The 26,589-nt window shown below is 62.2% G+C and carries 21 protein-coding genes and 1 pseudogene; 11 read left to right on the forward strand and 11 right to left on the reverse strand.

Features of this window, described 5'->3' with window-relative positions; all coding sequences use genetic code 11:
• Nucleotides 1-9: 9 nt before the first annotated feature.
• The 3 genes from IEI94_RS17935 to IEI94_RS17945 all read left to right on the forward strand — a co-directional run bounded on the left by IEI94_RS17935 (nt 10) and on the right by IEI94_RS17945 (nt 3,431).
• Nucleotides 10-1,437, forward strand: a complete 1,428-nt coding sequence (locus tag IEI94_RS17935; RefSeq protein WP_191168620.1) for a phospholipase D-like domain-containing protein — start codon at nt 10-12, stop codon at nt 1,435-1,437.
• 24 nt (nt 1,438-1,461) lie between these two features.
• Nucleotides 1,462-2,448, forward strand: a complete 987-nt coding sequence (cmoB, locus tag IEI94_RS17940) for a tRNA 5-methoxyuridine(34)/uridine 5-oxyacetic acid(34) synthase CmoB (RefSeq protein ID WP_191168621.1) — start codon at nt 1,462-1,464, stop codon at nt 2,446-2,448.
• 311 nt (nt 2,449-2,759) lie between these two features.
• Entirely contained in the window at nt 2,760-3,431 is a 672-nt protein-coding gene (locus IEI94_RS17945; RefSeq protein ID WP_191168622.1) for a haloacid dehalogenase type II, read from the forward strand.
• A gap of 62 nt (nt 3,432-3,493) precedes the next feature.
• Here the strand turns inward: IEI94_RS17945 and IEI94_RS17950 are convergent, their stop codons facing one another.
• The 11 genes and pseudogenes from IEI94_RS17950 to IEI94_RS18000 form a co-directional block, all read right to left on the reverse strand.
• Nucleotides 3,494-4,255, reverse strand: coding sequence for an ABC transporter ATP-binding protein (locus IEI94_RS17950; RefSeq protein ID WP_191168623.1), 762 nt, complete (start codon nt 4,253-4,255; stop codon nt 3,494-3,496).
• Complete coding sequence (locus tag IEI94_RS17955) at nt 4,252-5,304, reverse strand: FecCD family ABC transporter permease (protein ID WP_191168624.1); 1,053 nt, start codon at nt 5,302-5,304, stop codon at nt 4,252-4,254. Before IEI94_RS17955 ends, IEI94_RS17950 begins: the two co-directional genes overlap by 4 nt.
• A 2-nt stretch (nt 5,305-5,306) precedes the next feature.
• A complete protein-coding gene (locus IEI94_RS17960; protein ID WP_191168625.1) occupies nt 5,307-6,326 on the reverse strand; it encodes an ABC transporter substrate-binding protein in 1,020 nt (339 codons plus the stop codon).
• 269 nt (nt 6,327-6,595) lie between these two features.
• Nucleotides 6,596-7,765 carry a M20 aminoacylase family protein gene (locus tag IEI94_RS17965; protein ID WP_191168626.1) on the reverse strand — a complete coding sequence of 390 codons (1,170 nt, stop codon included), beginning with the start codon at nt 7,763-7,765 and terminating at the stop codon, nt 6,596-6,598.
• Nucleotides 7,766-8,079: 314 nt separating this feature from the next.
• Nucleotides 8,080-9,072, reverse strand: a pseudogene (locus tag IEI94_RS17970) (ornithine cyclodeaminase family protein).
• A 20-nt stretch (nt 9,073-9,092) separates the two neighbouring features.
• A complete protein-coding gene (locus IEI94_RS17975) occupies nt 9,093-10,082 on the reverse strand; it encodes a threonine/serine dehydratase (protein WP_191168627.1) in 990 nt (329 codons plus the stop codon).
• A gap of 28 nt (nt 10,083-10,110) precedes the next feature.
• On the reverse strand, nt 10,111-10,521 hold the full coding sequence (locus IEI94_RS17980) for a helix-turn-helix domain-containing protein (protein WP_191168628.1): 411 nt from the start codon (nt 10,519-10,521) through the stop codon (nt 10,111-10,113).
• 64 nt (nt 10,522-10,585) lie between these two features.
• Nucleotides 10,586-12,409 (reverse strand): ABC transporter ATP-binding protein, encoded by a 1,824-nt coding sequence (locus IEI94_RS17985; protein ID WP_191168629.1) that lies wholly within the window; start codon nt 12,407-12,409, stop codon nt 10,586-10,588.
• 1 nt (nt 12,410) lies between these two features.
• Entirely contained in the window at nt 12,411-13,262 is an 852-nt protein-coding gene (locus tag IEI94_RS17990) for an ABC transporter permease (RefSeq protein WP_191168630.1), read from the reverse strand.
• A gap of 68 nt (nt 13,263-13,330) precedes the next feature.
• A complete protein-coding gene (locus IEI94_RS17995) occupies nt 13,331-14,284 on the reverse strand; it encodes an ABC transporter permease (protein WP_191168631.1) in 954 nt (317 codons plus the stop codon).
• Between the two features lie 83 nt (nt 14,285-14,367).
• Nucleotides 14,368-15,939 carry an ABC transporter substrate-binding protein gene (locus IEI94_RS18000; RefSeq protein WP_191168632.1) on the reverse strand — a complete coding sequence of 524 codons (1,572 nt, stop codon included), beginning with the start codon at nt 15,937-15,939 and terminating at the stop codon, nt 14,368-14,370.
• Between the two features lie 457 nt (nt 15,940-16,396).
• Here IEI94_RS18000 and IEI94_RS18005 point away from each other — a divergent pair, with 457 nt between their 5' ends.
• The 8 genes from IEI94_RS18005 to IEI94_RS18040 all read left to right on the forward strand — a co-directional run bounded on the left by IEI94_RS18005 (nt 16,397) and on the right by IEI94_RS18040 (nt 26,448).
• Nucleotides 16,397-17,278, forward strand: coding sequence for a GNAT family N-acetyltransferase (locus IEI94_RS18005; protein ID WP_191168633.1), 882 nt, complete (start codon nt 16,397-16,399; stop codon nt 17,276-17,278).
• Nucleotides 17,279-17,549: 271 nt separating this feature from the next.
• Nucleotides 17,550-18,410, forward strand: coding sequence for a GNAT family N-acetyltransferase (locus tag IEI94_RS18010; protein WP_191168634.1), 861 nt, complete (start codon nt 17,550-17,552; stop codon nt 18,408-18,410).
• A 374-nt stretch (nt 18,411-18,784) separates the two neighbouring features.
• Nucleotides 18,785-20,275 carry an aldehyde dehydrogenase family protein gene (locus IEI94_RS18015; RefSeq protein WP_191168635.1) on the forward strand — a complete coding sequence of 497 codons (1,491 nt, stop codon included), beginning with the start codon at nt 18,785-18,787 and terminating at the stop codon, nt 20,273-20,275.
• Complete coding sequence (locus IEI94_RS18020) at nt 20,272-21,549, forward strand: NAD(P)/FAD-dependent oxidoreductase (RefSeq protein ID WP_191168636.1); 1,278 nt, start codon at nt 20,272-20,274, stop codon at nt 21,547-21,549. Before IEI94_RS18015 ends, IEI94_RS18020 begins: the two co-directional genes overlap by 4 nt.
• Before the next feature lie 212 nt (nt 21,550-21,761).
• On the forward strand, nt 21,762-22,688 hold the full coding sequence (locus IEI94_RS18025; protein ID WP_191168637.1) for a 2-hydroxyacid dehydrogenase: 927 nt from the start codon (nt 21,762-21,764) through the stop codon (nt 22,686-22,688).
• A gap of 112 nt (nt 22,689-22,800) precedes the next feature.
• Complete coding sequence (locus IEI94_RS18030) at nt 22,801-24,174, forward strand: aspartate aminotransferase family protein (RefSeq protein WP_191168638.1); 1,374 nt, start codon at nt 22,801-22,803, stop codon at nt 24,172-24,174.
• Nucleotides 24,175-24,261: 87 nt separating this feature from the next.
• The gene (locus IEI94_RS18035; protein ID WP_191168639.1) at nt 24,262-24,756 is read left to right on the forward strand and encodes an Lrp/AsnC family transcriptional regulator; all 495 of its coding nucleotides are present in this window, start codon (nt 24,262-24,264) and stop codon (nt 24,754-24,756) included.
• A 210-nt stretch (nt 24,757-24,966) separates the two neighbouring features.
• A complete protein-coding gene (locus IEI94_RS18040; protein ID WP_191168640.1) occupies nt 24,967-26,448 on the forward strand; it encodes an NAD-dependent succinate-semialdehyde dehydrogenase in 1,482 nt (493 codons plus the stop codon).
• Nucleotides 26,449-26,589: the final 141 nt, after the last annotated feature.

Below are 26,589 nucleotides of genomic sequence, written 5' to 3' on the forward strand. Positions count from 1 at the left end.
AGTCACACCATGAGCCTCGGAGTCTGGCTAACCGCTGCAGCGCTGGCGCTCTATCTGGCCACCGTCTGGTGGCACTCGCGCAAACCGCTGCCCCCCGGCCTCGGCGTCGAGGGCGAGTGGCGCTCGCCCGGTGCACCCCGGCTGCTGCTCGACGAAACCTTTGTCGACGCCGATGGCCAGCGTCACTGCCGGCAGCAGATCTTCGACGAGATGTTTCGCCTGATCGACCAGGCCGAACGGCTGGTGGTACTGGATATCTTCCAGTTCAACGACCCCGCCGACGACCACCGCGACTGTTATCGTCAGGTATCGGTGGCGCTACGCGACGCCCTGCTGGCCCGCAAGCGCCAGTGCCCTGATATCGAGATGGTGGTGATTACCGACCCCATCAACGCCGTCTATGGCGGGCGCGATCTCAGTCACCACCGGCAGCTCGAAGCGGCCGGCATCCGTGTCGCCACCACCGACCTGACCATCGGACGCGACCCCAACCCCAGCTGGACCGCGCTGTGGCGGCTCTGCTTTCGCTGGCTGCCCCACTCATCCCGCGGCTGGCTACCCAATCCCCTTGGCCCCGGCAAGGTCGGCCTGCGCAGCTACCTGACCCTGCTCAACCTCAACGCCAATCACCGCAAGACCCTGGTGGTCGACGAGGGAGATAGCTGGACCGCCATGGTCAGCTCGGCCAACGCCGACGATGGCAGCAGCGACTACCGCGACGTGGCGCTGCGCGTCTCCGGCGATATCGCCCTCGACCTGCTCGCCTCGGAGCGCGAGATCGCCGCCCGCAGCGGTGTCACCATCGATCGCAGCCAGCCGCCGGTGACGGGCATCGACGCAAGCGCCCAAGCGCCACGGCTACGGCTGCTCAGCGAGGGCTCCATCAAAGGCGCCCTGATGGCGATCATCGATGACGCCCGCGCCGGCGAGCGGCTTGATATAGAGGTGCTCTACCTCTCCCACCGCGGCGTGATCGCTGCACTGGGCAGGGCCGTAGCGCGCAACGTGGAGGTGCGCGTGCTGCTCGACCCCAACCACCACGCCTTCGGTGTCTCCGGCAGCGGCATTCCCAACCGCCAGGCGGCCAGCGACCTGCTGGCCGCCGGCATCCAACTACGCTGGAGCGACACCCACGGCGAACAGGCTCACAGCAAAGTGCTGCTGCGCCACGCCGGCGAACGCCCCGCGCGGCTGTTACTGGGCTCTGCCAACTACACCCGGCGCAGTCTCGACGATCTCAACTTCGAGGCCGATCTGGAGTGGGTCGCCGGGGCCGATGACCCAGTGATTCATGAGGCGCGCACGGCCTTCGAGCGGCACTGGCACAATACCGACGCCGAACACTACAGCACCGACCCCGAGGCGTACCTCGACGCATCCCGTCGCCGCTACTGGCAGTATAGGCTGATGGAAGCCAGCGGCTGGTGCACCTTCTAGCAACGCATGAAACAGCGAGCCCCCATGTCCCACCCCCACCGCGAGCTCTACCACGCCTTCGTCGACCAGGGCCTGGATACCTGGCTGGCGCGTCTGCCCGAGCAGCTGGCGCGCGGCCTCGACCGCAACCGCCACGGCGATTTACCCGCCTGGGAAAAAGCCGTGGCTAAACTGCCTACGCTACCCGATGAGCGGAACGTACGGCTGGATAGCGATACCGTCAGTGTCGAGCTCGACCTTAGCGATAGTCAGCAGCGCCAGTGCTTCAATCTGCTGAGAAAGCTTGCCCCTTGGCGTAAAGGCCCTTTTCAGCTAGGCGGTATTCATATCGACACCGAGTGGCGCTCGGACTGGAAGTGGCAAAGAGTGGCACCGCACCTTGCCCCGCTCAAGTACCGCAAAGTGCTCGATGTGGGCGGTGGCAGCGGCTATCACGCTTGGCGAATGACGGGGGCAGGCGCAGCCTTCGTGCTAGTGATCGATCCTTCGCCGCGTTTCTATTGGCAATTTCAGGCGGTGCGGCACTTCGTCGGTGATGCGGATGACGGCAGAACCCAGTTCTTACCTGTTGGCATTGAAGACGTGCCAGACAACCTGGCGTTCTTCGATACGGTCTTTTCCATGGGTGTGCTCTACCACCGCCCTGCCCCGCTGGAACATCTCCAACAGCTAAAGTCGGCCCTGGCGCCGGGCGGCGAGCTGGTACTGGAAACCCTCGTGGTCGAAGGCGATGAGCAGACAGTATTTATGCCCGGTGAACGCTATGCCGCCATGCCTAACGTCTATTTCCTGCCATCCTCAAAAGCGCTATGCCACTGGCTGGAACGCTGCGGCTTTACCAATGTGCGAGTCGTCGATGAAGCGGTGACCACCCTTGAAGAGCAGCGCTCAACGGAGTGGATGACCTATCAATCGCTGGCTGACTTTCTTGATCCCGACGACCGTACTCGGACCATTGAAGGCTACCCTGCTCCCCGCCGCGCGGTGGTAATAGCAGAGCGGCCGCACTGAGCCACCGGCCATTGCCATGACCATGCGGCTTTCCCTGGCCGGCGTTTTTCCCGGCCTCCCCATGACTCGAGAGAAATCGTGGGGAAATGCCTGATCCCGAGTGAACGCATATATCTGCCGTGCACAGCCATAAAAGCGACGTTTCTTGCGGTTTCCTCCCCATGCATCGAAACCATCTGTTTGTCCCCCATGGTGTAATGGATTTACGGCACAAAGTGAATGAACCCCATGCGTGAGGCACGTCTCCGGGATACTGCTTTCTACGCCGAAGGGCTTTTCGTTCCCTATCGAAAAAACAGGAAACCCAACTCATGAGCACATTCAGGCCTAAGTACATCACCTTCGATTGCTATGGCACGATGACGAACTTCCAGATGGCCCCGTCGGCGCGCAGGATCTTCGCGGATCGCATCGGTCCGGAGCAAATGGAAGCCTTCGTCGAGGATTTCCGTGTCTATCGCCTCGACGAAATCCTGGGCGACTGGAAGCCGTTCAAGGACATCGTTCGCAACTCGGTCGAGCGCACTTGCCGCAAGTGGCAGCTCGAATTCCGCGAGGAGGAAGCGCTGGAGATCTACGACTCCGTGCCGACCTGGGGCCCGCACCCGGACGTGCCGGAAGGCCTGCTCAAGGTCGCCCACGAAATTCCGCTGGTAATCCTGTCCAACGCCGACAACGACCAGATCCACCGGAACGTCGAAAAGCTCGGCGCCCCCTTCGCCCATGTCTTCACCGCCGAGCAGGCCCGCGCCTACAAGCCGCGCCTCCAGGCCTTCGAGTACATGTTCGACCAGCTCGGTTGCTCACCGGCGGAGTGCATGCACGTCTCCAGCAGCTTCCGCTACGACCTCATGTCCGCCTCCGACCTGGGCTACGGCGCACGCGTTCTGGTCAACCGCAACCATGAGCCGAACCTGATGCCGAACTACGCCACGCACGAAATCAAGGACATGGGCGGCCTGGCCGGTCTGGTGGGTCTCTAAGCGCCCAGCCACCGTCCTCGACGCGCCCCCACGCCTCGCCCGGCGAAGCGTGGGGGCGTTGGTTATCGTGCGAAATGAATATGAGGCCGTGAATGATGGGGAGAGGGTTCCACATGAGCCTCCACCGAGAAGACCTCCCGCAGCAGGTCTCGCGTGAGCACCTCCTCGGGCTGGCCAGCGGCGACGACCTTTCCCGCCTGCATGACGATCAGCCGATCGCAGAACATCGCGGCATGATTGAGGTCGTGGAGCGCGATGATGCTGGTGATTGGCAGGCTGGAGACGAGACGCAGCAGACTGATCTGGTGATGGACGTCGAGATGATTGGTCGGCTCGTCGAGGATCAGTTCCCTGGGTGACTGGGCCAGCGCTCGCGCCAGGTGGGTGCGCTGCTTCTCGCCACCCGAGAGGCTCTGCCAGGCATCAAGGCGTTTGGCGCTCATCCCGGTGCGTTCGAGTGCCTCGCCGACCGCCGCATCGTCTTCACGGGTCCAACCCGAGAGCATCGAGCGGTGCGGAAAGCGACCGAGCTTGACCACATCTTCGACCTTGAGATTGGCGTTGGTGGTGGCATGCTGCTCGATGAAAGCGACCCGCTGCGCAATGGCACGGCGGCGAAACGTGGCGAGGTCCCGATCATCGAGCATGACCCGCCCCGCATGCGGACGTTTGAGCCTCGCCAGCAGCCGCAGCAGGGAGGTCTTACCGGAGCCGTTCGGGCCCAGCAGCCCAAGCACCTTGCCCGGCTCCGCCGCGAAAGAGATACCGTCGATGATCGTTTTGGCACCGATCTTCCAGACCAGGTTGTCGGCCTTGATACTCATGATGCGCGCTGCATTCTGTAGAGGATGATGGAGAAGAACGGCACGCCCACCAGCGCCGTCACCACCCCGATCGGCAGGGTCTGCTGGGGAATCAGGGTGCGTGAGGCGATGTCGGCCAGCACCATGAAGATCGCCCCCACGATCACACAGGCTGGCAGCAGCCTTGAATGCCGTGGGCCGACCACGAAACGCGCCGCATGGGGGACCACGAGGCCAACGAAACCGATGGTGCCCACCATGCTGACGATGGTGGCGGTCATGACCGCAGTGAGGGCGAACAGGATGATGCGTGTCTGACCGACATTGACCCCCAGGGAGGCGGCGGCCTCGTCGCCGAAGGCGAATGCGTCCAGTACCCGCGCATAGAAAAGGCACGCCACCAGCCCCAGCCCAACCACCACCGATACCAGGAAGAATTCCGGCCAGCGCACGCCGCCGAAGCTGCCGAGCAGCCAGAACATCACGTCGCGAGCCTGCTGCGCATTGCCGGCGGTGGTGACGATATAGGAGGTTGCGGCATTGAACAGCTGCGACGCCGCAACACCGGCCAGGATCGTGCGATCGGCCCCGCCGCGGGCACCGTTCGAGAGAAGTGCAACGAACAGGAAAGCGGCGAAGGCACCGGCGAAGGCCCCCGTCGACAGCGATACCGCCCCGGCCCCAAGTCCCAGAATGACGATCAACACCGCACCGGTCGACGCCCCCGCGGAAATGCCCAGCACGTAGGGCTCCGCCAGCGGGTTGCGCAGCAGCGACTGCATGATGGCACCGGCAAGTGCCAGTCCCGCACCACACAACGCGGCCACCAGCGCCCGGCTCAAGCGATAATCCCAGACGATGGTCTCGTGGATCCGATTGAGTTCGGTCGACGTCCAGCCCAGCTTGTTGGTTATCGCGGCAAAGGTGGTGGCAAGCGGGATCGGCATATCGCCGATCCCGACGCTGATCCCGACGACCAGGGCGATAGCCACCAGTGAAGCCAACAGCAACCCGGCAAGCCAGACGAACCGTGACCAGCGCTCATCCAACCGGTTGACACTAACCGCCATGCTCATCTCAGACCGAGCGCCTGCAGCTGTTCAGCCACCTGCTCGGCACCAAAGATCGTCCTGAGCGTCGGGTTCATGGCCTGGCCATCCATGACCACGATGGCGCCGTTCTTGACCGCTCTCATTTCACGGGTGGCCGAATCCGAGTTGAGGTATTCAATCTTTGCTTCCGCCTTGTCCAACTCCCAACGGTTACGGTCGACGCGGGCCACCACGATGACGTCTGGGTCGGTCGCAATGATGCCCTCCCAGCCAAGCGTCGGCCATTCGGCCTCAGCGGTGATGGCATTGGTGCCACCCAGCACGTCGGCGATATAACCAGACGCGCTGTACTTCCCGCCCAGGTGGGCCTCGGCAGAGGGCGACGAGCTGGAGAACCAGAAGACATAGGAGAGCGGATCGTCACCATCAGGAGACTCGGCTCGCAGAGCCGCTTCGCGACGCTTGAGGTCCTCGATCAATGCCTGGCCTCGATCGTTCACGTCGAAGATCTGGGCAAGCTCTTCGATCTCCTGATAGAGAGCGTCCATGCTCCAGAGTTGGGCGCGATCGCCGTAACCGTACTTGTCCCGGGCCATGCCCTCGGCGACGCAGGTGCCAGGCGACAGATAGGAAGGCACGCCCACGCTGTCGAAGTCCGCCCGCGTCGCCACTCGGCTGGAGTCGCCTAACAGGCTCGGCAGCGCCGCTGCCACGAAATCCGGTTCTTCGGCAAGGATCGACTCGAAGGTGGGAAACTCCACCGTCAGCACCTTCACTTGGGCATTGGCTTCAGCGAGCTGCGGCAGGACGCTATTGGGCCAGAAGGCGGTGCCGACCATCTTGTCCTCTAGGCCGAGCATCAGCATGATCTCGGCACTGTTCTGGCCAAGACCGACCGCCCGCTCGGGGGCTTGGTCGAAGGTGACCTCTGCACCGCAGTTATCCAGCGTAAGCGGGTATTGAGTAGCGTCTGCAAAGGCGGGACTCGACGTCAAACCCAGCATCGTGCAGAGCCCAGTGAAGGCAAGAAGACGTTTCATGAACGATCCATCACTCTTTCGTTAAAGGTGCCCGGTTGGCCGTTGCACCACTCAGCCAGCCAGAAATAGGAGTGCACGCGATGACCATCGATCGGTTGATGGGCTTGGAGGGCGCCCCTCTGCGGGCAGTGTCCAGTGGCAGAGTGGTGACTGACCCTCATTTGCGTGCGAAACGAAATATAATCGCAAATCATTCTCACCGCAATACTGAGCCCTGCCGTGTCGGAAGAAAGCGCACCCCTATCCCCCCCTACGCCTTGGCGCCGTTTCTAACCCCCGCCCCTTAGATGGCGCTCGACGAGCGCGGCATGCAGGCGGATCCCAGTCGCCAGCACCTCGTCGTTGAAGTCGTATTGGGGATGATGTAGCGAGACTTCGTCGTCACCGCGCCCCTGCCCCAGCCAGATATAGGCGCCCTCGCAGGCCTGGAGCATGAAGCCGAAGTCCTCCGAGGTGAAGGCCGGCTGCGGCGCCAGCTCTGCGTGGGTAAAGCCGGCTGCGGCGGCCAAGGCTTCCTCGGCCGCGTCCGCGCTGTTGATCGTCGCCGGATAGTAGCGGTCGTAAGTCACGGCGATACGCGTGTCGCTGGCCAGGGCCACGCCCTCGGCGACCTGGCGCAGGGATTCCTCGATCCTGTCCTGTACCGCGGTATCGAACGTTCGCACCGTGCCGACGACACGAACGGCGGCGGGAAGCACATTGTGGGAACTGCCCCCCTCGATGCAGGTTACCGAGAGCACGGCCGTGGCCATGGGGGGAATGCGACGGGATACCAGGCTGTTGAGCTGGGCCACAAGATCGCTGGCCGCCAGGATCGCATCCGGTGTCTTGTGCGGCATGGCGGCATGGGCACCACGCCCCTCGACCAGAATCTCGAACTTGTCCGCCGCCGCCATGATCGGCCCAGGCCGTGTCGAAACCGTACCGGCCGGAAGATCGGGCCAATTGTGAAAGGCGAACACCCGGTCGCAGGGAAAACGCTCGAACAGTCCATCCTCGATCATGGCCCGGGCACCGCCCTGCCCCTCTTCGGCCGGCTGGAAGATGAAGTGGACCGTGCCGTCGAAGCGGCGGGTACGGGCGAGATAGCGGGCAGCACCCAGCAGCATCGCCACATGCCCATCGTGGCCGCAGCCGTGGAAGACACCCGGGGTGCGGCTGGCATAGGGCAGCCCGGTCTCCTCATGGATGGGCAGTGCATCCATGTCGGCGCGCAGCCCGATACTGCACGGGGAGTTACCCACTTTCAGCGAAGCGACGATACCGGTGCCGCCAATGCCCGCGTGCACCTCCAGCCCGAGCTCGCGCAGGGCCTCTTCGATCTTCTTCGCCGTGCGGTGCTCTTGATACGCAAGTTCGGGGTTGGCATGAAGGTCGCGCCGAAACGACACCAGCGGCGCTACCAGATCGTCGATTTCCACACTGTCACTGTTGTTCATGGTATGACTCGGTTGGGTGGGTTGCTTGGCCGAGCTAAGGAAACACTGCACAAATGCCTGCGCGAGCGAATCACTGCGTTGCGCAGTGCGCGGAATCCTCACATATACCCCATATGCTCCGGTTGACTCGAAGCCTTCGGCTTCTCGCCCCTTCGGGGCCAGCCTACGGCTGTTTGTCGCTTCGCTCGGTACTGTGCTCCGTGCGCCTTGCGACCCACAGGGATGTGGGAAGTGCGTTGGTTCGTAGGGAACGAACCTAGCCGCTTCATCTCGCTCGGCGATTTGTTCAGCGCTTCCCTAAACGCGTCAATGAATTACTTGAAAAACTCATAGGGCGTACCAAGCCCCTTGTCGAGGGCCGCCTCGTACAGCATGGCAGCCGTCGCGGTGTCTTGAATGGCCATGCCGACCGAATCGAAGATCGTTATCTCTTCCTGGTTTTCGCGACCGGCCTTTTTTCCCAGCAGGATCTCACCGATTTACGCATGAATAGCTTCCGGCTTGATGATGCCTTCCTTGACGGCATGCTGGGTATCGCCGTACTTGACACAAAGCTCGACAGAGTCGTTGACCACCTTGGCCTCTTTGAATATATCGGCGCTGATCTCCTGCTTTCCCGGCATATCGGAGCCAATGGCAACGATATGCGTACCGGGCTTCAGCCACGCCTTCTTGACGATGGGACCTCTGTGGGCGCGGGTGGTAGTGACGACGACGTCAGTTGCGCGAACCGCCCCCTCCGCGGTTTCGCATTTGCGGATGTCGAGGCCCATTTCCTCGGACATTTCTCGTACGTAGTCATCGAGCGCTTGCGAGGAGGCATTCCACACGACAACCTCGGAGAAATCCCTCACCCGGATGATGGCCCGGAGCTGTCTGCGCGCCTGATTGCCCGCCCCTATGATACAAAGCGTCTTTGCATCCTCGCGTGCCAGATATTTTACCGAAATGGCACCCGCAGCAGCGGTACGGCAACCGGTAATCCAGGTTCCATCCATGATGCACCTGAGAGCACCGGTGCTTGCCTCGAAGAGCATGACGGCGTTCATGCCCGTCGGCAGGCCCAGCTCAGGGTTTCCTTTGTATCCACCGGCAGAGGACTTGATCGAGATATATCCCCCAGCAAGATCGAGGCCGCCCTTGAAGTCAATACAGGCATGTGAACCTGGCAGTTCTATGCTCATGAAATCCGGCTGCACGACCCTTCCACTGTTAAAGGATTTGTAGCCGTTTTCAACGGCCTCGAGCACCGAATCGAGGTCGATGAGCGAACCCACTTCATCCTTGTTCAGTAGCAACGTTTCCATATAATCCCTTGCTTGACTGGTCAATAAATGCCTTCTACATGCTCGCCCTTAAGGAGCTTGCCGATCATGTCGATACCCCAGTTTCCGGAGGTAAGAACCACACAGACTTTTTCATCCGGGCGAGTCGTCACAGCACCTGACAACAATGCGGCTATTCCGACACAGGCTGAAGGCTCTGCAACAAACTTGGCATCGTTCGCCACCATCCTTACCGCCTCTTCGATGGCCTCTTCCGAGACGGTAACGATGTCATCCACATACTTCTCGATAATGGGGTAGGTGTTGTTGCCGGGAAAATCGCAGGCAAGGCCGTCAGCTATGGTCTGCTTGACGGTCGCCTTGGTTCGCTCACCGTTTTGGCGGCTCAAATAGTAAGGACAGCAGGCCTCGGCCTGAACGCCAATCACTCGTATCTCGGAATTGATCTCCTTTATGGCGGTGGAAATACCCGAAATGAGTCCGCCCCCACCAATGGGAACCAGCACGGTTTCCACATCCGCCAGATCCGCCATGATCTCCAGGCCAATCGTGCCCTGGCCGGCCATGACGTCGAAGTCTTCATAGTTGTGCACTATGGTGTAGCCATGCTCCTCGACCTCGGCATGAACCTTTTTCCAGCGCTCCGTATAGGCACGCTCCCACAAGATCACATCCGCCCCCATCGACCGGGCATTCTCGACCTTTAGCCTGGGGGTGTCTTCCGGGACGATGACGGTCGCATGGATGCCAAGAACTTTGCCTGCATAGGCACATGCCTGACCGTGGTTGCCCGATGAACTGGTGATGATTCCCTTGTCCCGTTCGGCCTGTGTCAAGGAGAGGATCTTGCTCAACGCCCCTCGAATCTTGAAAGCACCGGTCACCTGAAGCATTTCGGGCTTGACATAGACCTGACAGCCCAAGGCTCCATCCATCTTGCCCTCCCTGAGCAGCGGTGTACGGCAAACATAAGGCCGGATACGCTCTGCCGCCTTTTTTATATCCTCGAGCGTTACCGCTGTCTTCTCCACGCCCCTTCCCCTTGATCCATTGCAGGATTCACTGACCCACGGATTGTATGCAGCGCGTTCTATACTGACGTGGCGTCATTCCACAGAGGCGCTTGAAATGCCTCGCCAGATGACTCTGGTCGAAGAAGCCGGTTTCACTGGCAATGTCCGTCGGCCGCAGCCCCTGCTCCATCATCGTTTGCGCTTGCCGGACCCGTACCTGACAGACGTAGCGATAGGGGGAAACGCCGTACCGCTGACGGAACCGCTTGGACAGGCTGAAACGGGTCATTCCGACATGCGCCGCCAGATCGTCGAGATGAATCGGCTCGCAGAAATTCTCATCGATGTACTGCTTGGCCATCACCACCGCTTGCGCTGCGTCGCCTTCGACGCGCGCCCTGTCCGTCATCAGGCGGCCATCTTGCCTCAAGGGGGAACTGCTGCTTGTTTCGTTCATCGTCGACACTCCCAACCAACGCCACCAAATAAGGCTGACTCGATCAACTTGGCAGGTCCCGGCATCAGCCGCTGACCACCATGGCAGGCACCAGCTCGTCGAAGTGACGCAGATCACTATCAGTGTGATGGCAGAGTATTTCGCTGCCCTTCTCGAGCCACACCCGCGGCGGTGCTACCTTGTTGCACTTGCCTTCGATCCTGACCGGACAGCGTGCGAGGAAGGGACAAAGCGGCATTGATTCCGACGGTGCAGCGATCTGCGGCAGCGTACCGCGCCCCGCCCGCGTCTCCTCGAGCCAGCCCTGGTGCATCTCCGGCACCGAGTCGATCAGCAGGTGGGTATACGGATGATACGGCGGTGCCTGGAACGTCGAGCGATTGCCCTGCTCCACCTTGGCACCGGCATACATCACCACCACTTCGTCGCAGATCGAGCGTACCGTGCGGATATCGTGGCTGATGAACAGATAGGAGACGTTAAGCTCTCGCCGCAGCTCCGCCATGAGTTCGAGGATGGCGGCCCCCACCACCGTATCCAGCGCCGAGGTGACCTCATCGCAGAGGATCAGGTCCGGCTCGGCCGCCAGCGCTCGCGCCAGGTTGATGCGCTGCTTCTGGCCTCCGGAAAGCTCACTTGGGCGACGCGTCGCCAGGCTCGCCGGCAGTTGCACCAGTTCCATCAACTCGGCCACCCGGCGGCGCCGTTGCGCGCTGCGCATGCCGTGGTAGAAGCGCAGCGGACGCGCCAGGATCTCTTCGATGGTGTGCTGCGGATTCAGCGCCGTGTCGGCATTCTGAAAAACGTACTGGACGCGCCGGAATTGCTCGCGGGTTCGTCCGGCGAGCGTCCCGCTCAGCGGCTGGCCATCCAGCAGGACCTGCCCGGCCGAGGGTGCCACCAGGCCGGCAATGGCCCGCGCAACGGTGGTTTTGCCCGACCCGGATTCACCGATGATCCCGACCGTTGCTCCGCGGCGGACCTGTAGGTCGATATCCTGCACGACCCGCTTGCTGCCATAGCAAATATCGAGACCCCGTACGTCGAGCAGCAGGGCCTCTTTCGCCTGATCTTCCCTCCGGCCAGGGGCACCCTGGCTCACGGTCGGCTTCATCGCCGCCAGCAGGCTGCAGGTGTAGGGGTGCTCGGGCTCCACCAGGATCTGCTCGGTGCGGCTGTTCTCCTGGATCTCGCCATTGCGCAGCACCACGATGCGGTCCGCCATCTGCGCCACCACCGCCAGGTCGTGGGAAACGTATACCGCCGTGGTATCGAGGTCGCGCACCACCTTCTTGAAGGCTCGCAGAACCTCGATCTGCGTGGTGACATCCAGCGCGGTGGTCGGCTCATCGAGAATCACCAGTGCCGGATCGGTGATCAGCGCCATCGCCGCCATCAGCCGCTGCAGCTGCCCCCCCGATACCTGGTGCGGATAGCGTGCGCCAATGTTGTCGGGGTCCGGCAGTGCCAGCGCCCGGAACAGCTCGACCGCCTTGGCCTGCGCCGCCCGCCGCGACATCACGCCATGGATCAGCGCACTCTCGATCACCTGCTCCATGATGGTCTTGGCAGGGTTGAATGCCGCCGCCGCGCTCTGGGCGATATAAGCCACGGTGCGTCCACGCAGCTTCGCCAGTGAAGCGTCCGACTGCTCCAGCACCTCGACATCGCCGATGCGCACCGAACCTCCGACGATACGACAGCCGGCACGGGCATAGCCCATCAACGCCAGGGCAATGGTGGTCTTGCCGGAGCCGGACTCACCGATCAGCGCCAGCACCTCGCCCTTCTTCAGAGTGAAATCGGCACCGTGCACGATCGGCACATCGACGCCGGCATCGTTACGTGCCGCGACGCGCAGCCCGGCGACTTTGACGATATCGTTCATCTCAGCTCTCCATCTCGCGTTTGGCCCGGGCACCGAAGCTATCGATGATCAGGTTGACCCCGACAGTCAGGGTGGCGATGGCGATCGCCGGCGCCAATACGGCCGGAGCGCCGTCACCCAGACCCTGGATGTTTTCCCGCACCAGAGAGCCCCAGTCCGCTTCCGGTGGCTGTACGCCCAGGCCGAGAAAGCTCATCGCGCTCAGCAGTAGCACGACATAGACGAAACGCAGGCCAAAATCGGTCAGCACCGGACGCAGCATGTTCGGCAACACCTCGACGAACATGATGTATGGCAGGGCCTCACCCCGCGCCCGCGCGACCTGGACGAAGTCCATGGTCATGACGTTGACCGCGACCGCACGCGCAATACGGTAAGAACCGGGCATGTAGGCAAAGGCGGCCATGACCAGCAGCAGGGGCACGGAGGAGCCGAAAGCGGCCACCATGATCAGCGCAAAGATCTTGTTGGGAATGGCGATCAGGGCATCCTGAGTGCGACTGATGACAGCATCGAGCCAGCCACCGGAGGCCGCCGCCACCAGGCCCAGCACCACGCCGAATAGGCAGGCAAGCACCGTTGCCGCCAGTGCCACGCCGATCGTGTAGGGCGCACCGTGCAACAGCCGACTGAGAATGTCCCGACCCAGGAAGTCCGTGCCGAGCGGGTATTCCAGGCTGATTGGGCCAAATACCTCAAAGCCGACCAGGGCGTTGGCCCCATGGGGCGCCAACCAGGGGCCGGCCAGGGCCATCAGCAGCCAGAACCCAACGATCAGCACCCCCAGGGCTCCGCTGACCGGCCGCTTGGCACGGCGGCGCACGCCCCCTTGCGGCTTTTCGTCGTGCGCCACACCGACCACGGCACCAGCTCGAGGACCCGACGTACTCAAGTTCGCTGATTGCCGATGTACATTCGGAGTCATGTGCGTAGCCTCGGGTTGGATAGGATGGCGATGATGTCAGCGACCAACACCAGCACCAGAAAGCCCAGGGAGAAGAGCATTACGCACGCCTGCACCAGCGGCATATCGCGAGTCACCACAGCGTTCACCATCAGCGTCGCAATGCCCGGATAGTTGAAGATCGTCTCGACGATGACCACGCCGCCAAGCAGGTAGGACAGGCTCAGTGCCACGGCATTGGAGATCGGACCGATCGCATTGGGCAGCGCATGCCGGAGCACCACCCGCATCGGTCGCGCGCCCTTGAGTACCGCCATCTCAACGTAAGGTGAGCTGAGCTGATCGATGACCGCTGCCCGGGTCATACGCGCCATCTGAGCGACCAATACGCAGCACAGGGTCAGCACCGGCATGGCATAGACACTGAGCAGCTGCAGAAAGGAGTCGACTTCCACGGAGCGCGACAGCGCCGAGAGCCAGCCCAGCTTGACCGCGAAAATCAGCACCGCAATGGTGGCAATCAGAAACTCGGGAACCGACACCAGGAACACCGCCAGCATGTTGGTATAGCGGTCGAAGATCGATCCGCGATACATGGCCGAGAGGATGCCGAGTGAAAGCGCCAGCGGTACAGCAATCAGGGCGGTGGCCGCGGCCAACTTCAGCGAGTTAGGCAGCCGGCTCGCGATCAGATCGTCGACAGGCATGCCGTTGGCCAACGAAACGCCGGGGTTGCCCGTTACCAGGCCGCCCAGCCAGCTCAGGTAACGCAGGTAAACGGGGAGATCCAGGCCCAACTTCGCGCGCAGCGCCGCCACCGCTTCCGGTGTCGCCTCCTGGCCAAGCTGCTCCTGGGCCGCATCGCCCGGCAGTAGGCTGGTGAGAACAAAAACCACCAGCGAGACGATAAGCAGGGTGAGCACGCCGATACCCAGCCGGCCAATGATGAGCCGTAGAATGGTGCTGTTCATGGTTGGCCCTTCTTGTTTTGGCTTCCAGCGCCATCTCATTTCCGCCGAGGTGGCGCCTCGATGGTTGTCGTCGGTGAAGTCGCTCAGGCGTCCAGCCAGACCTGCTCGGCGAACATGTAGCCCATCAGCCCGCCCAGCGGATGCGGGTTCAACCCTCTCAGCTTGGTGCTGTGGCCGTCGATGCTGCTCCTGAACAGCGGGATGCCGATACCACCGTGCTCGTGGACCAGCTCCTGCATGTCCCCGTACATCTGCTTGCGCTTGGCTTCGTCGGTCTCGCCGCGCGCCGCCAGCAGCAACTGGTCGAACTGCTCGTTGCGCCAGCCAGCCTCGTTCCAGGCGGCATCGGAGTGAAAGAACAGGCTGAACATCAGGTCGGCGGTCGGACGCGCATTGATGGAGCCGAAGCCCAGCGGATGCTTCATCCAGTGGTTGGACCAGTAGCCATCCGACGGCACCCGGCGTATCTCGAGCTTGAGCCCGATCTGCTGCGCCGAGAGCTGCATTAGCTGGGCCATGTCCACAGAGCCGGTGGCGGCTTCCGAGGCCACCAGAGGAATCGAACGATTCCCTACGCCGGCGCGCTCCAGGTGGTACTTCGCCCGGTCCAGATCGAAGGTGCGCTGGGGCAGACCGTCGAGGTGGTAGCGGTGGCTGGGCGCGATCGGCTGGTCATTGCCGAGGGTGCCGAAGCCGCCGAACGCGAGCCGCTGGATCTGCTCGCGATCGAGCATATGCTTCATCGCCAGCACGAAGTCCGGGTTGTTGGCCGGCCCCAGCTCATCACGCATCACCAGGTTGGTGTAAGCGCCGGTCGGCGACTCCATCACCGTGGCGTTGGCACTATTACGTACACGCGGGATCGAGCGCGCATTGACCGGATTGATCAGGTCGACGTCGCCAGCGAGCAGGGCGTTGATGCGTGCGGCTTCGTCGGGGATCGCGAAGAACTCGATCTCGTCGAGGTAGGGCTGGCCCGGCTTCCAGTAGTTGTCGTTGCGCACCGCGACCGAACGCACCCCCGGCTGGAACTCCGCACACTCGAAGGGCCCGGTGCCGTTGGCGAGGCTGAAGTCCGTGGCGCCGTCGCGCACGATGAGAAAGTGGGAGGTGGCGAGGATCGCCGGCAGGTCGGCATTGGGGCTGGTGAGTCGGATGTGCACTTCATGCGTCCCCGCGGCCCTGACCTCCTCGAGCTGTTCGGCAACGCTGAGAGCACGGGACGCGGTATCAGAATCCTGATGGCGGTTGAGCGAGTAGACCACATCGGCCGAGGTAAGCGGCTGGCCATCATGAAAGACGACGTCCCGGCGCAGCTTGACGACCCAGGTGAGGGCGTCGTCGGTGTCGAACGACTCCGCCAGTGACATGCGCGGCACCATCGACTCGTCCAGCGTGGTCAGGCCGTTGTAGAACATGAAGTGGCGGCAGTAGTCGGTGTAGTTCGCCCCCCTTGCCGGATCCAGCGTATCGGCGGTCGAGCTGGTCGCGCTCGCCACCTTGATGCGTCCGCCGCGCTGGGGCGTCTCAGCGAAGGCGGACGACGCCCCGGTCATCAAGCCACCGGCAGTAGCAGCCAGCACGGTTCCGGCGGCCATGCCGCGCAGCACATCACGCCGCGTAAAACCATGGCCCGGAAAGTCACTCTTTTTCATGTCATGCCTCCATCTATCCGCTTATCATTGGTTGTCTGTTGTTATATCGACGCGCCGTTGATCAGGAAGCCATCTCATGCAATTCAGGGCATTATCGTTATCTCTCGTGATGCATTCTGCCCAAGCAATACGCTATTCCCGACCGTAGTCATGAGATGAGGACCGCATGCCGCATCGGATACGAACGAGCCGTTGAAACAATTACAGCACCAATGCACAACGCTTTTGATTCGTTTTGACCCTGCTCGCGCATACAATCGTTGGCATTGGTCGCGCCATACGGCAGAAGCTGCCGCATGCCCGAAACCACCACAGCGAGGCGCCAGTCATACCGACCGCTCAAGTTGGAAGAGGAGGTTTCGCAGCCCCCGTGGGCACGGCAAGAACGTCCTAGCCATGGCATCTACCAGCTGCCAAACTGCCAGGGTGAAAGGGTGAGCCACTTACGGAGAGTCAGGTGTCCAAAGAGACGTCAAAGCGCCTGCAGACTTATGAGCTGACGCTGCGAGACCTTCAGGAAAATGACATCGGCAAGCTTCACCAGCTGTCGGTCGGTGTCGGCTGGCCACACCGGCCCGACGACTGGCGCATGTTGCTCAAGGTCGGGAAGGGGTTTGCCGGCTGCGACAAGATCGGTCGGGTCGTCGGTTCGGCCATGTGGTTCCCCATGGGCAACGATTTCGCCACTATCGGCATGGTCATCACCACGCCACAGCTACAGGCACAGGGCGGGGGCGGCTGGCTGATGGACCATGTGATGGAACAGTGTCGCGGCCGTCGACTTCAGATCATCGCCCCCCGGGTCGCCTATCGCCTCGCTAATACCCGTGGCTTCAAGGTCGTGGGCGTCGTGCATCAACACCAGGGCACGGCAAACGACCCAGGCGAGATTTCGCTACCGAGCGACTGTCTAATTCGACCATTGAAAGCGATGGATATCGCGGATATCGCGCGCCTCGACCTGGCCGCCTTCGGCGCCGATAGAGCAGCCATCCTGGACGAGCTGGTCGAGTGTTCCACCGGCTTGGTACTTGAGCGGGAGGGCCGTATCGCCGGTTTTTCTCTGTGTCGCCGGTTCGGCCGGGGCCATATCGTAGGACCAGTTGTCGCGAAGGATTCCGACGACGCCATCGCGCTTACCGCCCCCCACGTGACGAAACATGCAGGCAGGTTTCTTCGGGTCGACACCACCCAACCCGAGGGCGGTTTCACCGAGTTTCTCAGACGCTGTGGAATGCAGGAGTATGATCAGGTATCGGTCATGACCCTACCCACCACCACGGCACCAGTGGATACCGAGATCCACACCTTTGCCCTCGTGAACCAGTCCCTAGGCTAGGCGACTCTTGCCACTATTCTAGATCGTGATGCTTTCCACCTAAAGAGGCGGAGTGCAAATACGATCGCCCGTCTCCGTAGCAACAGAATGCATACCCACACCATGCTAAAAGCGCGGGTAAAGACGGCATTATCATTCGCCAAGGCGCCTGCCAACGCACATTACTACCGAATCGCCCCGCCGCCATAATCAGCTTCCCATATCGGCAAGAATATCCTAGTAATGCCCCTCTGCAGACGCCAGAGTACGAGTATCTATGGAGGAGCTTTTCATGGCAGTCCAGAACCTTGCTACTGACATTACCTATCGACCAATGTTGGAGGGCGATCTACCTACCGCTCATCAACTCTCGCAAGCGGTGCGCTGGCCACATCGCATTGAGGATTGGCAGTTCGTGCATCGCCTCGGTAGCGGCTTCGTTGCCGAACGCAACGGCGAGGTCATCGGCTCAGCCATGTGCTGGAGCCATGGCAGCGACTATGCGTCGCTCGGCATGATCATCGTGTCCCCCGACGCCCAGGGCAACGGCATTGGGCGCGCATTGATGGAGTCGATACTCGACTTGATCGGTGAACGCAATACGCTACTGTTCGCCACCCCCGAAGGCCAACCGCTCTACGAGCAACTTGGTTTCCAGGCCATCGGCACGGTCCACCAGCACCGGGGAACCATCGTCAAACCCACCGTCGTTGCACCACCACCTGGAGAGCGTATACGGCCGGCGGGGCTGAACGACCGCACCAAGCTGATCGAGATGGCGGCAGCCGGTGCCGGCATGCCCCGGGCATCGGTCCTGAACGAACTGCTCCAGGTCGCCGATGGCGTGGTGCTCGACAACCAGGGAGAGCTCACCGGCTTCGCCCTGATACGACGCTTCGGGCACGGCTATGTCATCGGGCCGGTAGTGGCAACCAGCGTCGAACGCGCCCAGGCCATGATCAGCTACTGGGCAGGGGCACGTGTCGACTCCTTCATTCGCATCGACGTCGACGATTCAGGCCAACTGAGTCCCTGGCTACAGGAGCTTGGCCTGCTGCAGGCCGACTCCGTCGTTGCCATGGTCAAGGGTAAAGCCCCGGCGCCCGCTACCGGCCTGCAGCAGTTTGCCATCATCAACCAGGCGCTCGGCTGAGCCCGGAACGTCATCACGGCCAACAGGAGAGGAGGTGGCGAATGCGCCCCGCCTCTCCTTTTCTCTACACCGGTAAAAGTCAATGGCGATAGTGCTGCACGGATATGCCATGACAGTGGAAAGACCACTTGCATAGCGCACGGATCGATATACCAACATCGGCGCCGTTTTCGGTGTTTCCTGCCGCCAGCCCCACAAGTTTCGACGCCCCTATGGAAAACAAAAGCACCATACTTCTTATCATGACAGGCCGCTGACTCTGCAATCAGATATGCAGAGTTCGGTAGACGAGGATCGCTGTTCTCGCCTGCTGTGCCATGCCTAACCAGATCACATTTCACTCCGGGCCTCGCCACTGTCGAGAGGAAGTTGTCATGGAAAGCTTTGATCCGAACCAGGTCACGGTACGTAGTGCACATTTCATCGGCGGTCGCTATATCGAAGGCGGCCCGAACACGATCGATGTGCAACGCCCTTCCGACGGCGTTACCTATGCGGGCCTGCCGGTGGCGGATGCCGATCTCGTCGACCAGGCCGTGCAGGATTCATGGAACGCCTTCAAGCACAGCGACTGGGCACGCTGCGCACCCCGCGATCGTGCACGCATTCTGCGGCGCTGGGCGGACCTGATCGAAGCCGACGTCAAGACACTGGCGCCGCTCGAAGCCGTCGGGTCGACCCGGCCAATCCGTGACGCGGCAGGCTGGGACGTACCGTTTACTGCCGAGGGCATCCGCTTCTATGCGGAGTGGGCGGACAAGATCGGCGGCGAGGTGGCTGCGACCCGCAACGACCATCTCGGCATGACCATCGCGGAGCCCTACGGTGTCATCGGCTCCATCGTGCCCTGGAATTTTCCGCTAGTGACCTCTTCGTGGAAGGTCGGCCCTGCGCTGGCCGCGGGCAATGCCATGGTACTCAAGCCATCCGAAATGACGCCGTTCAGCGTGCTGCGAATGGCCGAGCTGGCCATCGAAGCCGGCATACCGGAAGGCATTTTCAACGTCGTGCAGGGTGACGGCCGTATCACCGGCGATGCGCTGTGCCGCCATCCGAAGATCGCCAAGGTGACCTTTACCGGATCGACCCTAACCGGTGCGGCCATCATGGCGACATGTGCGGAAAGCGGTACCAAGCCGGTAACGCTGGAACTCGGCGGCAAAAGCCCGCAGGTGGTGTTCGCCGACGTACACGATCTGGAAAGAACGGCTCGCACCGTGGCTCGGGCGATCACCACCAACGCCGGCCAGGTATGCGTTGCCGGCTCGCGCCTGATCGTGCAGCGCTCCATCGCCGACAGATTCATCGAGCGGCTCACTGCCATCGTGGCGGAGCTCAGGGCTGGCAACACCTGGGAGCCGCACACCACCCTCTGCCCCATCATCTCCAGCCGGGATATGGAGCGTATCGATGGCGTCGTGCAGCGCAGCGCGGCGCAAGGGGCGAAAATCGTCACCGGTGGGCAATGTCTCTCGACAGGCAGCGGCGGCGGCTTCTACCAGCCGACCATCCTGAGCAACATCGATCAGCGGATGGATGCCGTGAAGAACGAGATCTTCGGCCCGGTGCTCACCGTGCAGACCTTCGACGACGACGACGAAGCTCAGGCCCTCGCCGACCACCCCGACTATGGCCTGGCCGCTGGCGTGCATACCGCCGATATCGGTCGCGCCTTGCGGCTGGCGCGTGGCATCGAGACGGGGACCGTATGGATCAACCGCTACGGGCGTACGGCCGACTTCGTGATACCCACCGGTGGATACAAGCGCTCCGGCTTCGGCAAGGACCTCGGACGTCAGGCCTACGAGGCTAACCTCAGGATCAAGAGCGTGCTTGTCGACTTCTCCCAGGAAATGCAGCAATGAAATTCGTTTCCTATTGGCACGATACGTCGGTTCCTTTCGACAAGGCCGCCGCCGACCCCGTCTCCGGAGAGTATGAGGTGGCGGTGATCGGTGCGGGCTTCACGGGCCTCAATGCCGCGCGCCAGCTGGCGAAGTCCGGCGTGAAAGTCGCCCTGCTCGAGGCCGAACATGTCGGCTATGGCGCATCAGGGCGCAACGGCGGGCACCTCAACAGCGGTCACTTCGCCAGCTTCGGCGCTATCAAGGCCCGTTTCGGCGACGCCCAGGCACGCCGCTTGTGGAAAGCCTATGACGACTCGATCGATATGATCGAGGCGATCATCGACGAAGAGAAGATCGATTGCGGCTTCCGCCGTGGTGGGAAGCTCAAGCTGGCCTCCAAGCCCTCCCACGTGCAGAAGCTGCAGGCCATGTGCGACGAGCTCCGCCGCGAGGTCGATCCCACGGTGGAATGGCTGTCAAGCGAGGACGTGCACAAGGAGCTGGGATCAGACGCCTTCCACGGCGGTGTGCTGTCGCCGAAATCCGCCATGATGCACATGGGGCATTACGTCACCGGCATGGCCCGGGCCGCCCACCGGCATGGCGCAACCATCTGGGAGCACAACCCCGTCCTTGCCCGCGAGCGGGTTCCGCAAGGCTGGCAACTGACCACACCGACCGGTTCCCTCGTCGCCCGGCAGGTCGTTCTGGCCACCGACGCCTACACGACCGATACCTTCCGCTATTTTCGTCGGCGGATGATGCCGGTGGCCTCCTTCATCATCGTTACGCGCCCGCTCACCCCGCAAGAGGTCGCGGCGACGATGCCGGGCAACCGGAACTATACGAACTCGCTCAACATCGCCAACTATTTCCGCCTCACCCCGGACAACCGGGTGCTGTTCGGCGGGCGGGCCCGGTTCTCCTCGGCGACGAACCAGAAAACGGACGTCAGCTCCGGCCAGCTGCTGCGCAAACAGATGCTGGAGGTGTTTCCGCAGCTTGCCGACGTCGAGATCGACTACTGCTGGGGCGGTCTCGTCGGCTGCACCCAGGATCGCTACCCCCGCGCCGGCAGCGCCGATGGGGTGATCTACGGCATGGGCTATTCAGGGCATGGCGCCCAGGTCTCGACCCTTATCGGCAGCGTGCTCGCCGATATCGCCATGGGCCGACAGGGGACCAATCCCCTCGACGGGATGGCCTGGCGCGCGGTTCCCATGCACACAGGCAAGCCTTGGTTCCTGCCTATCGTAGGCGCTTATTATCGGATGAAGGATATGCTTCCCTGATCTGAATCATCGCGAGATCTGGCCGATGACCGAGGAGCCAACTGGACTCTCACGCACCTTCGTTAAGGTGGCTTCCTGCTGCTCGAGCAAGGGATCCGTCCCATTATCAAGAGAACAATGATGCATGACGACCGCATGGCATTCCCGGCGATGATATCGACAGAAAAGCTCTGGAAAGCGCCTGTCCGAGTTCACTGGAGTGAGGTTGATCTATGAGCTTTCTCTATAAGTCCGAACCAGTCCGTGGCGCGCGCTGGGCAGAACTGTTCGCCGAGCGAGCGCCAGACATCGACTTTCATATTTGGCCGCACATCGTCGACCCCAGCCAGGTACTCTACCTCGCCGCCTGGCAGCCGCCGGAAGATATCGTGCAGACCTTTCCCAATCTGGAGCTGGTGTTTTCGGTGGGAGCCGGTGTCGACCAGTTCGATTTGTCTCGGATACCTGAACACATTCCGGTCATTAGAATGATCGAGAGCGGCCTGGTCGCGGGCATGGTCGAATATGCCACCCTAGCCGTGCTGGCGGCCCACCGTGACTGGCTCACCTATGCCAACCAGCAGCGCAGCGAAATATGGCAGCCGATGCCAGTGCGCACGGCAGATACACGCCGCGTCGGCGTACTCGGCATGGGTGTGTTGGGCCAGGCAGTGCTCGAGAAACTTCGCGACTTCGGTTTTCAATGTGCCGGCTGGAATCGCTCGGAACGAAGCCTCCCTGGAGTCGAATGCTTCACCGGCGAACACGGGCTAGCGGATTTCCTGGCACGCACCGATATCCTGATCTGCCTGCTACCGTTGACCGACGAGACACGTGGCATCCTATCGCAGAAGCTGTTCCGGCAACTGCCGCAAGGAGCCATGTTGATCAATCTGGGACGTGGCGATCACCTGGTCGAAGACGACTTGCTGGATGCCCTGGAGCGCCATCATCTTTCGACGGCGATCCTCGATGTATGCAGCATCGAACCGTTGCCGGACGGCCACCCTTTTTGGCATCACTCGCGCATCATGCTGACACCCCATATCGCCAGCATGACGCAGGCGGACACCTCTGCCGAGGCCGTGCTCGACAACCTGCGTCGCCACCGGGAGGGATTGCCGTTGGTAGAGATGGTCGATCGAACACGCGGCTATTGATCAGGTGCTGGCGGCTCAAAGGCAGACGATGAACGTGTGCCGACAACGCAGTGATTCGCCCGCGCAGACATTTATGCCGTTCTTCTCTCACTCAATATTCGGCGGAATGACCATGCACACAGATAACCTCATTACATTGGACCGCGATCACCTCGTCCATCCGGTCGTCAACTACCGTGCCCATGAACAGCGTGGCGTCACGCTGCTGACGGAGGGCCGCGGTGCCTACCTGCGAGACAGCAGCGGCCGCGAACTCCTCGATGCCTTTTCCGGCCTGTGGTGCGTCAACACCGGTTATGGCCATGAGAGCATCGTGCGCGCCGCCGAGGAGCAGATGCGCCGGCTGCCCTACGCTACCGGCTATTTCCATTTCGGCTCCGAACCAGCCATCAGGCTCGCTGCCAAGCTGGTGGAGCTGGCGCCGGCATCGCTGCAGCGCGTCTATTTCACCATGGGCGGCTCCGATGCGGTGGATTCGGCGATCCGCTTCATCGTCAACTACTGGAACGCCCAGGGCAAAAGCGAGAAGAAGCACTTCATCACCCTCGAGCGCGGCTACCATGGCTCCTCGTCCCAGGGCGCAGGGCTGACCGCCCTGCCGGTGTTCCACCGCAACTTCGATCTGCCGCTGCCCCACCAGCACCGTATTCCCTCGCCCTACCCTTATCGTAGCCCGGAGGGCTCGGATCCCGCCGCCATTATTGCCGCCTCTGTTGCGGCACTCCGTGACAAGGTGCGGGAGCTCGGCGCCAACCGCGTCGCCGCCTTCTTCTGTGAACCCATTCAGGGCTCCGGCGGCGTGATCGTGCCACCCAAAGGCTGGCTGAAGGCCATGCAGGTGTGCTGCCAGGAGCTGGGCATCCTGCTCGTGGTCGACGAGGTAATCACCGGCTTCGGTCGCACGGGACCGATGTTCGCCTGTGAGGCCGAAGGCGTCACACCAGACCTGATGACTCTGGCCAAGGGATTGACCGCCGGCTATGCCCCCATGGGGGCCGTAATGATGAGCGATGCCGTCTACCAGGGGATCGCCGAAGGCGCCGCGGACCTCCCGATCGGACACGGCCACACCTACTCCTCCCATCCCGTCAGTGCCGCCGTCGCCCTGGAAGTACTTCGCCTGTATGAGGGGGGCCTGCTGGAGAATGGCGTTGCGCTGGCACCGCGTTTCGAAGGAGGCCTGCGCGCCATGCTCGACCACCCCCTGGTGGGCGACGCTCGCAGTCGCGGCTTCCTTGGCGCCCTGGAGCTGGTTGCCGACAAACAGAGCAAAGAGCGTTTCGATCCCTCGTTGAAATTGGCCGATCGGCTCTTTGAAGCCGCCTATGGCAACGGCATCATCCTGCGGGCTTTCACCGACAACGTTCTTGGCTTCGCCCCTGCACTTTGTTATAAAAGTAGCGACTTCGACTTACTTTTCGAGCGCCTCGAACGCACTCTGAATGCAGTACTCGAACAACCCGAAGTACGCCAGGCCCTGCGGTGACGGTCACAAGCGACGCGCACAGCTGATGGTGCATCGCATTTTTTCTGTCACTGTCAGAACGACAGACCGAACACACCGGAGCCCTGGATGATCGGCGCACCCAAACTGGACCGCCTCGACATACGCATTCTGAGCCATTTGCAGCGTAACGGCCGTATATCGAATGTCGCGCTGGCAGACGCCGTTGGGCTCTCCCCCAGTCCCTGCCTGACCCGAGTCAAACGCCTGGAAAAAGCCGGCTACATTATTGACTATGGCGCTCACCTACAGCTCGAGAAGCTTGGGAGCATTCAGCGGGTCTTTACCCAGCTAACACTGTCCGACCACCGCCTCGAAGACTTCGCACGCTTCGAGGCCTATATACGCAAAGTGGATGAAGTTCTCGAGTGTCATCTGGTGAGTGGTGGCTTCGACTACCAGTTGATTTTCCTTACCCGCAATGTCGTCCATTATCAGAGTGTCATGGAGGAGATGCTCGAGCAGAATATCGGCATCGACAAGTATTTCAGCTACATCGTGATCAAGTCCCCGGTGGTGAAAAAATACTACCCGATCGAAAAGCTGCTCTGCGATCACGATTGACCTCTTCCTAGGCTACACCCCCTCTGCGGCATAAACTTCCGAGCATCCCCTCTAAAACGTCCGAATCTGCGACGGCGGCCCCCCATTACGAAAGCCTGCGCCGGGGTAAGACGCCTAATATAGGTGCATTGCAGCAGCCGGCATCGTCTCGGGGCATGGCTCTTTGGCTGCCCCGGCTTCGACATCCATAACATTAACGAGGCAGCAGCCATGATCCTTCAACTCGAGCGCCCCGACCTTGTACGCGCCGACAACTTCATCGACGGAGAGTGGCAACCCGCTGCCGCAGGCGGACGCTACGCCGTCAGCGACCCGGCAACCGGCGACACCATCGCCAGCATCGCCAACAGCACCGCAGCCGATGCGCAGGCCGCCACCGCTGCGGCCCATCGCACCTTCGACGACTGGCGTCAGCAGCCGGCAGCGGCGCGGGCAAGGCTACTGCGGCGCTGGCACGCCCTGATTCAGGAGCATACCGAGGATCTCGCCCGCCTGATCTCCCGCGAGCAGGGCAAACCCCTGGCGGAAGCGCGCGGCGAAGTGGCCTACGGCGCCTCCTACGTGGACTGGTTCGCCGCGGAAGCGGTGCGCAGCTACGGCGACATCATTCCCGCCCCGGTGGGCAGCAAAAGAATGCTGGTAACCAAGGAGCCGGTCGGCGTGGTGGCGGCGATCACGCCGTGGAACTTCCCGCTGGCGATGATTGCCCGCAAGATCGCGCCGGCCCTCGCCGCCGGCTGTACCGTGGTCGCCAAGCCGGCCGAGGACACGCCGCTGACCGCGCTTGCGCTGGTCGCGCTGGCGGAGGAAGCCGGCATCCCCGCCGGGGTGCTGAACATCGTCACCTCCTCGCGCGAGCAGGTGTCCGAGGTCGTCGGCGCCTGGCTGAGCGACTCCCGAGTGCGCAAGATCACCTTCACCGGCTCCACGGCGGTCGGCAAACTGCTGGCCCGCGACTCGGCTCCCACGCTCAAGCGCCTGTCCCTCGAGCTCGGTGGCAATGCCCCCTTCATCGTCTTCGAGGACGCCGACCTCGATGCGGCGGTCGAGGGCCTGATGGCCGCCAAGTTCCGCAACGGCGGCCAGACCTGCGTCAGCCCGAACCGGGTCTATGTCCATGAGTCGGTCTATGCGGCCTTCGCCGACAAGCTGGTGGCCCGCGTCCAGTCGCTGCGCGTCGGCCCCGGCGACCGCGAAGAGAGCCAGATCGGTCCGATGATCAACGCCCGCGCCGTCGACAAGATCGAGCGTCACGTGCAGGACGCCCTGGCCCGCGGTGCCACGCTACTCACCGGTGGCCAGCGCCTGAGCGGCGGCGTCACTGCAGGCCCTAATTACTACGCTCCCAGCGTGCTCGGCGACGCCAGCCACGACATGGAGCTGGCCCATGACGAGACCTTCGGCCCGGTGGTGCCGCTGTTCCGCTTCGCCGATGAAAAAGAGGTGGTAACGGCAGCCAACGATACGCCCTACGGCCTGGCCGCCTACTTCTTCTCCCGCGATGTGGCACGCATCTGGCGCCTCGCCGAGCGTCTGCAAACCGGCCTCGTCGGTATCAACGAAGGTGCGCTCGCCGCCGAGTCAGCGCCCTTCGGTGGCATCAAGGAGTCGGGCTACGGGCGCGAAGGCTCGCGCTACGGCCTCGACGACTACATGGCGACCAAATACCTGTGCCAGGGTAACCTCGCCTGAGCCGCGTCCCGGCGTCACGGTCGTCCTTTTCGACGAGCTGCAGCGCTGAAGGGGCGAATCGAGCAATGGCGCAGCTCACCGCTTTGGCGGCGCTGGCTGTATGGGCACGCTAAAGCGGTACCACCATCGATAGTCAGGCCA

The organism is Halomonas sp. ML-15 (genome assembly GCF_014779595.1).
Taxonomy (GTDB): Bacteria; Pseudomonadota; Gammaproteobacteria; order Pseudomonadales; family Halomonadaceae; genus Franzmannia.

Coding starts and splice junctions, on each gene's coding strand:
- IEI94_RS17935 (WP_191168620.1), top strand. CDS start 10: ATGAGCCTCGGAGTCTGGCTAACCGCTGCAGCGCTGGCGCTCTATCTG.
- cmoB (WP_191168621.1), top strand. CDS start 1,462: ATGTCCCACCCCCACCGCGAGCTCTACCACGCCTTCGTCGACCAGGGC.
- IEI94_RS17945 (WP_191168622.1), top strand. CDS start 2,760: ATGAGCACATTCAGGCCTAAGTACATCACCTTCGATTGCTATGGCACG.
- IEI94_RS17950 (WP_191168623.1), bottom strand. CDS start 4,255: ATGAGTATCAAGGCCGACAACCTGGTCTGGAAGATCGGTGCCAAAACG.
- IEI94_RS17955 (WP_191168624.1), bottom strand. CDS start 5,304: ATGGCGGTTAGTGTCAACCGGTTGGATGAGCGCTGGTCACGGTTCGTC.
- IEI94_RS17960 (WP_191168625.1), bottom strand. CDS start 6,326: ATGAAACGTCTTCTTGCCTTCACTGGGCTCTGCACGATGCTGGGTTTG.
- IEI94_RS17965 (WP_191168626.1), bottom strand. CDS start 7,765: ATGAACAACAGTGACAGTGTGGAAATCGACGATCTGGTAGCGCCGCTG.
- IEI94_RS17980 (WP_191168628.1), bottom strand. CDS start 10,521: ATGAACGAAACAAGCAGCAGTTCCCCCTTGAGGCAAGATGGCCGCCTG.
- IEI94_RS17985 (WP_191168629.1), bottom strand. CDS start 12,409: ATGAACGATATCGTCAAAGTCGCCGGGCTGCGCGTCGCGGCACGTAAC.
- IEI94_RS17995 (WP_191168631.1), bottom strand. CDS start 14,284: ATGAACAGCACCATTCTACGGCTCATCATTGGCCGGCTGGGTATCGGC.
- IEI94_RS18000 (WP_191168632.1), bottom strand. CDS start 15,939: ATGAAAAAGAGTGACTTTCCGGGCCATGGTTTTACGCGGCGTGATGTG.
- IEI94_RS18010 (WP_191168634.1), top strand. CDS start 17,550: ATGGCAGTCCAGAACCTTGCTACTGACATTACCTATCGACCAATGTTG.
- IEI94_RS18015 (WP_191168635.1), top strand. CDS start 18,785: ATGGAAAGCTTTGATCCGAACCAGGTCACGGTACGTAGTGCACATTTC.
- IEI94_RS18020 (WP_191168636.1), top strand. CDS start 20,272: ATGAAATTCGTTTCCTATTGGCACGATACGTCGGTTCCTTTCGACAAG.
- IEI94_RS18025 (WP_191168637.1), top strand. CDS start 21,762: ATGAGCTTTCTCTATAAGTCCGAACCAGTCCGTGGCGCGCGCTGGGCA.
- IEI94_RS18030 (WP_191168638.1), top strand. CDS start 22,801: ATGCACACAGATAACCTCATTACATTGGACCGCGATCACCTCGTCCAT.
- IEI94_RS18035 (WP_191168639.1), top strand. CDS start 24,262: ATGATCGGCGCACCCAAACTGGACCGCCTCGACATACGCATTCTGAGC.
- IEI94_RS18040 (WP_191168640.1), top strand. CDS start 24,967: ATGATCCTTCAACTCGAGCGCCCCGACCTTGTACGCGCCGACAACTTC.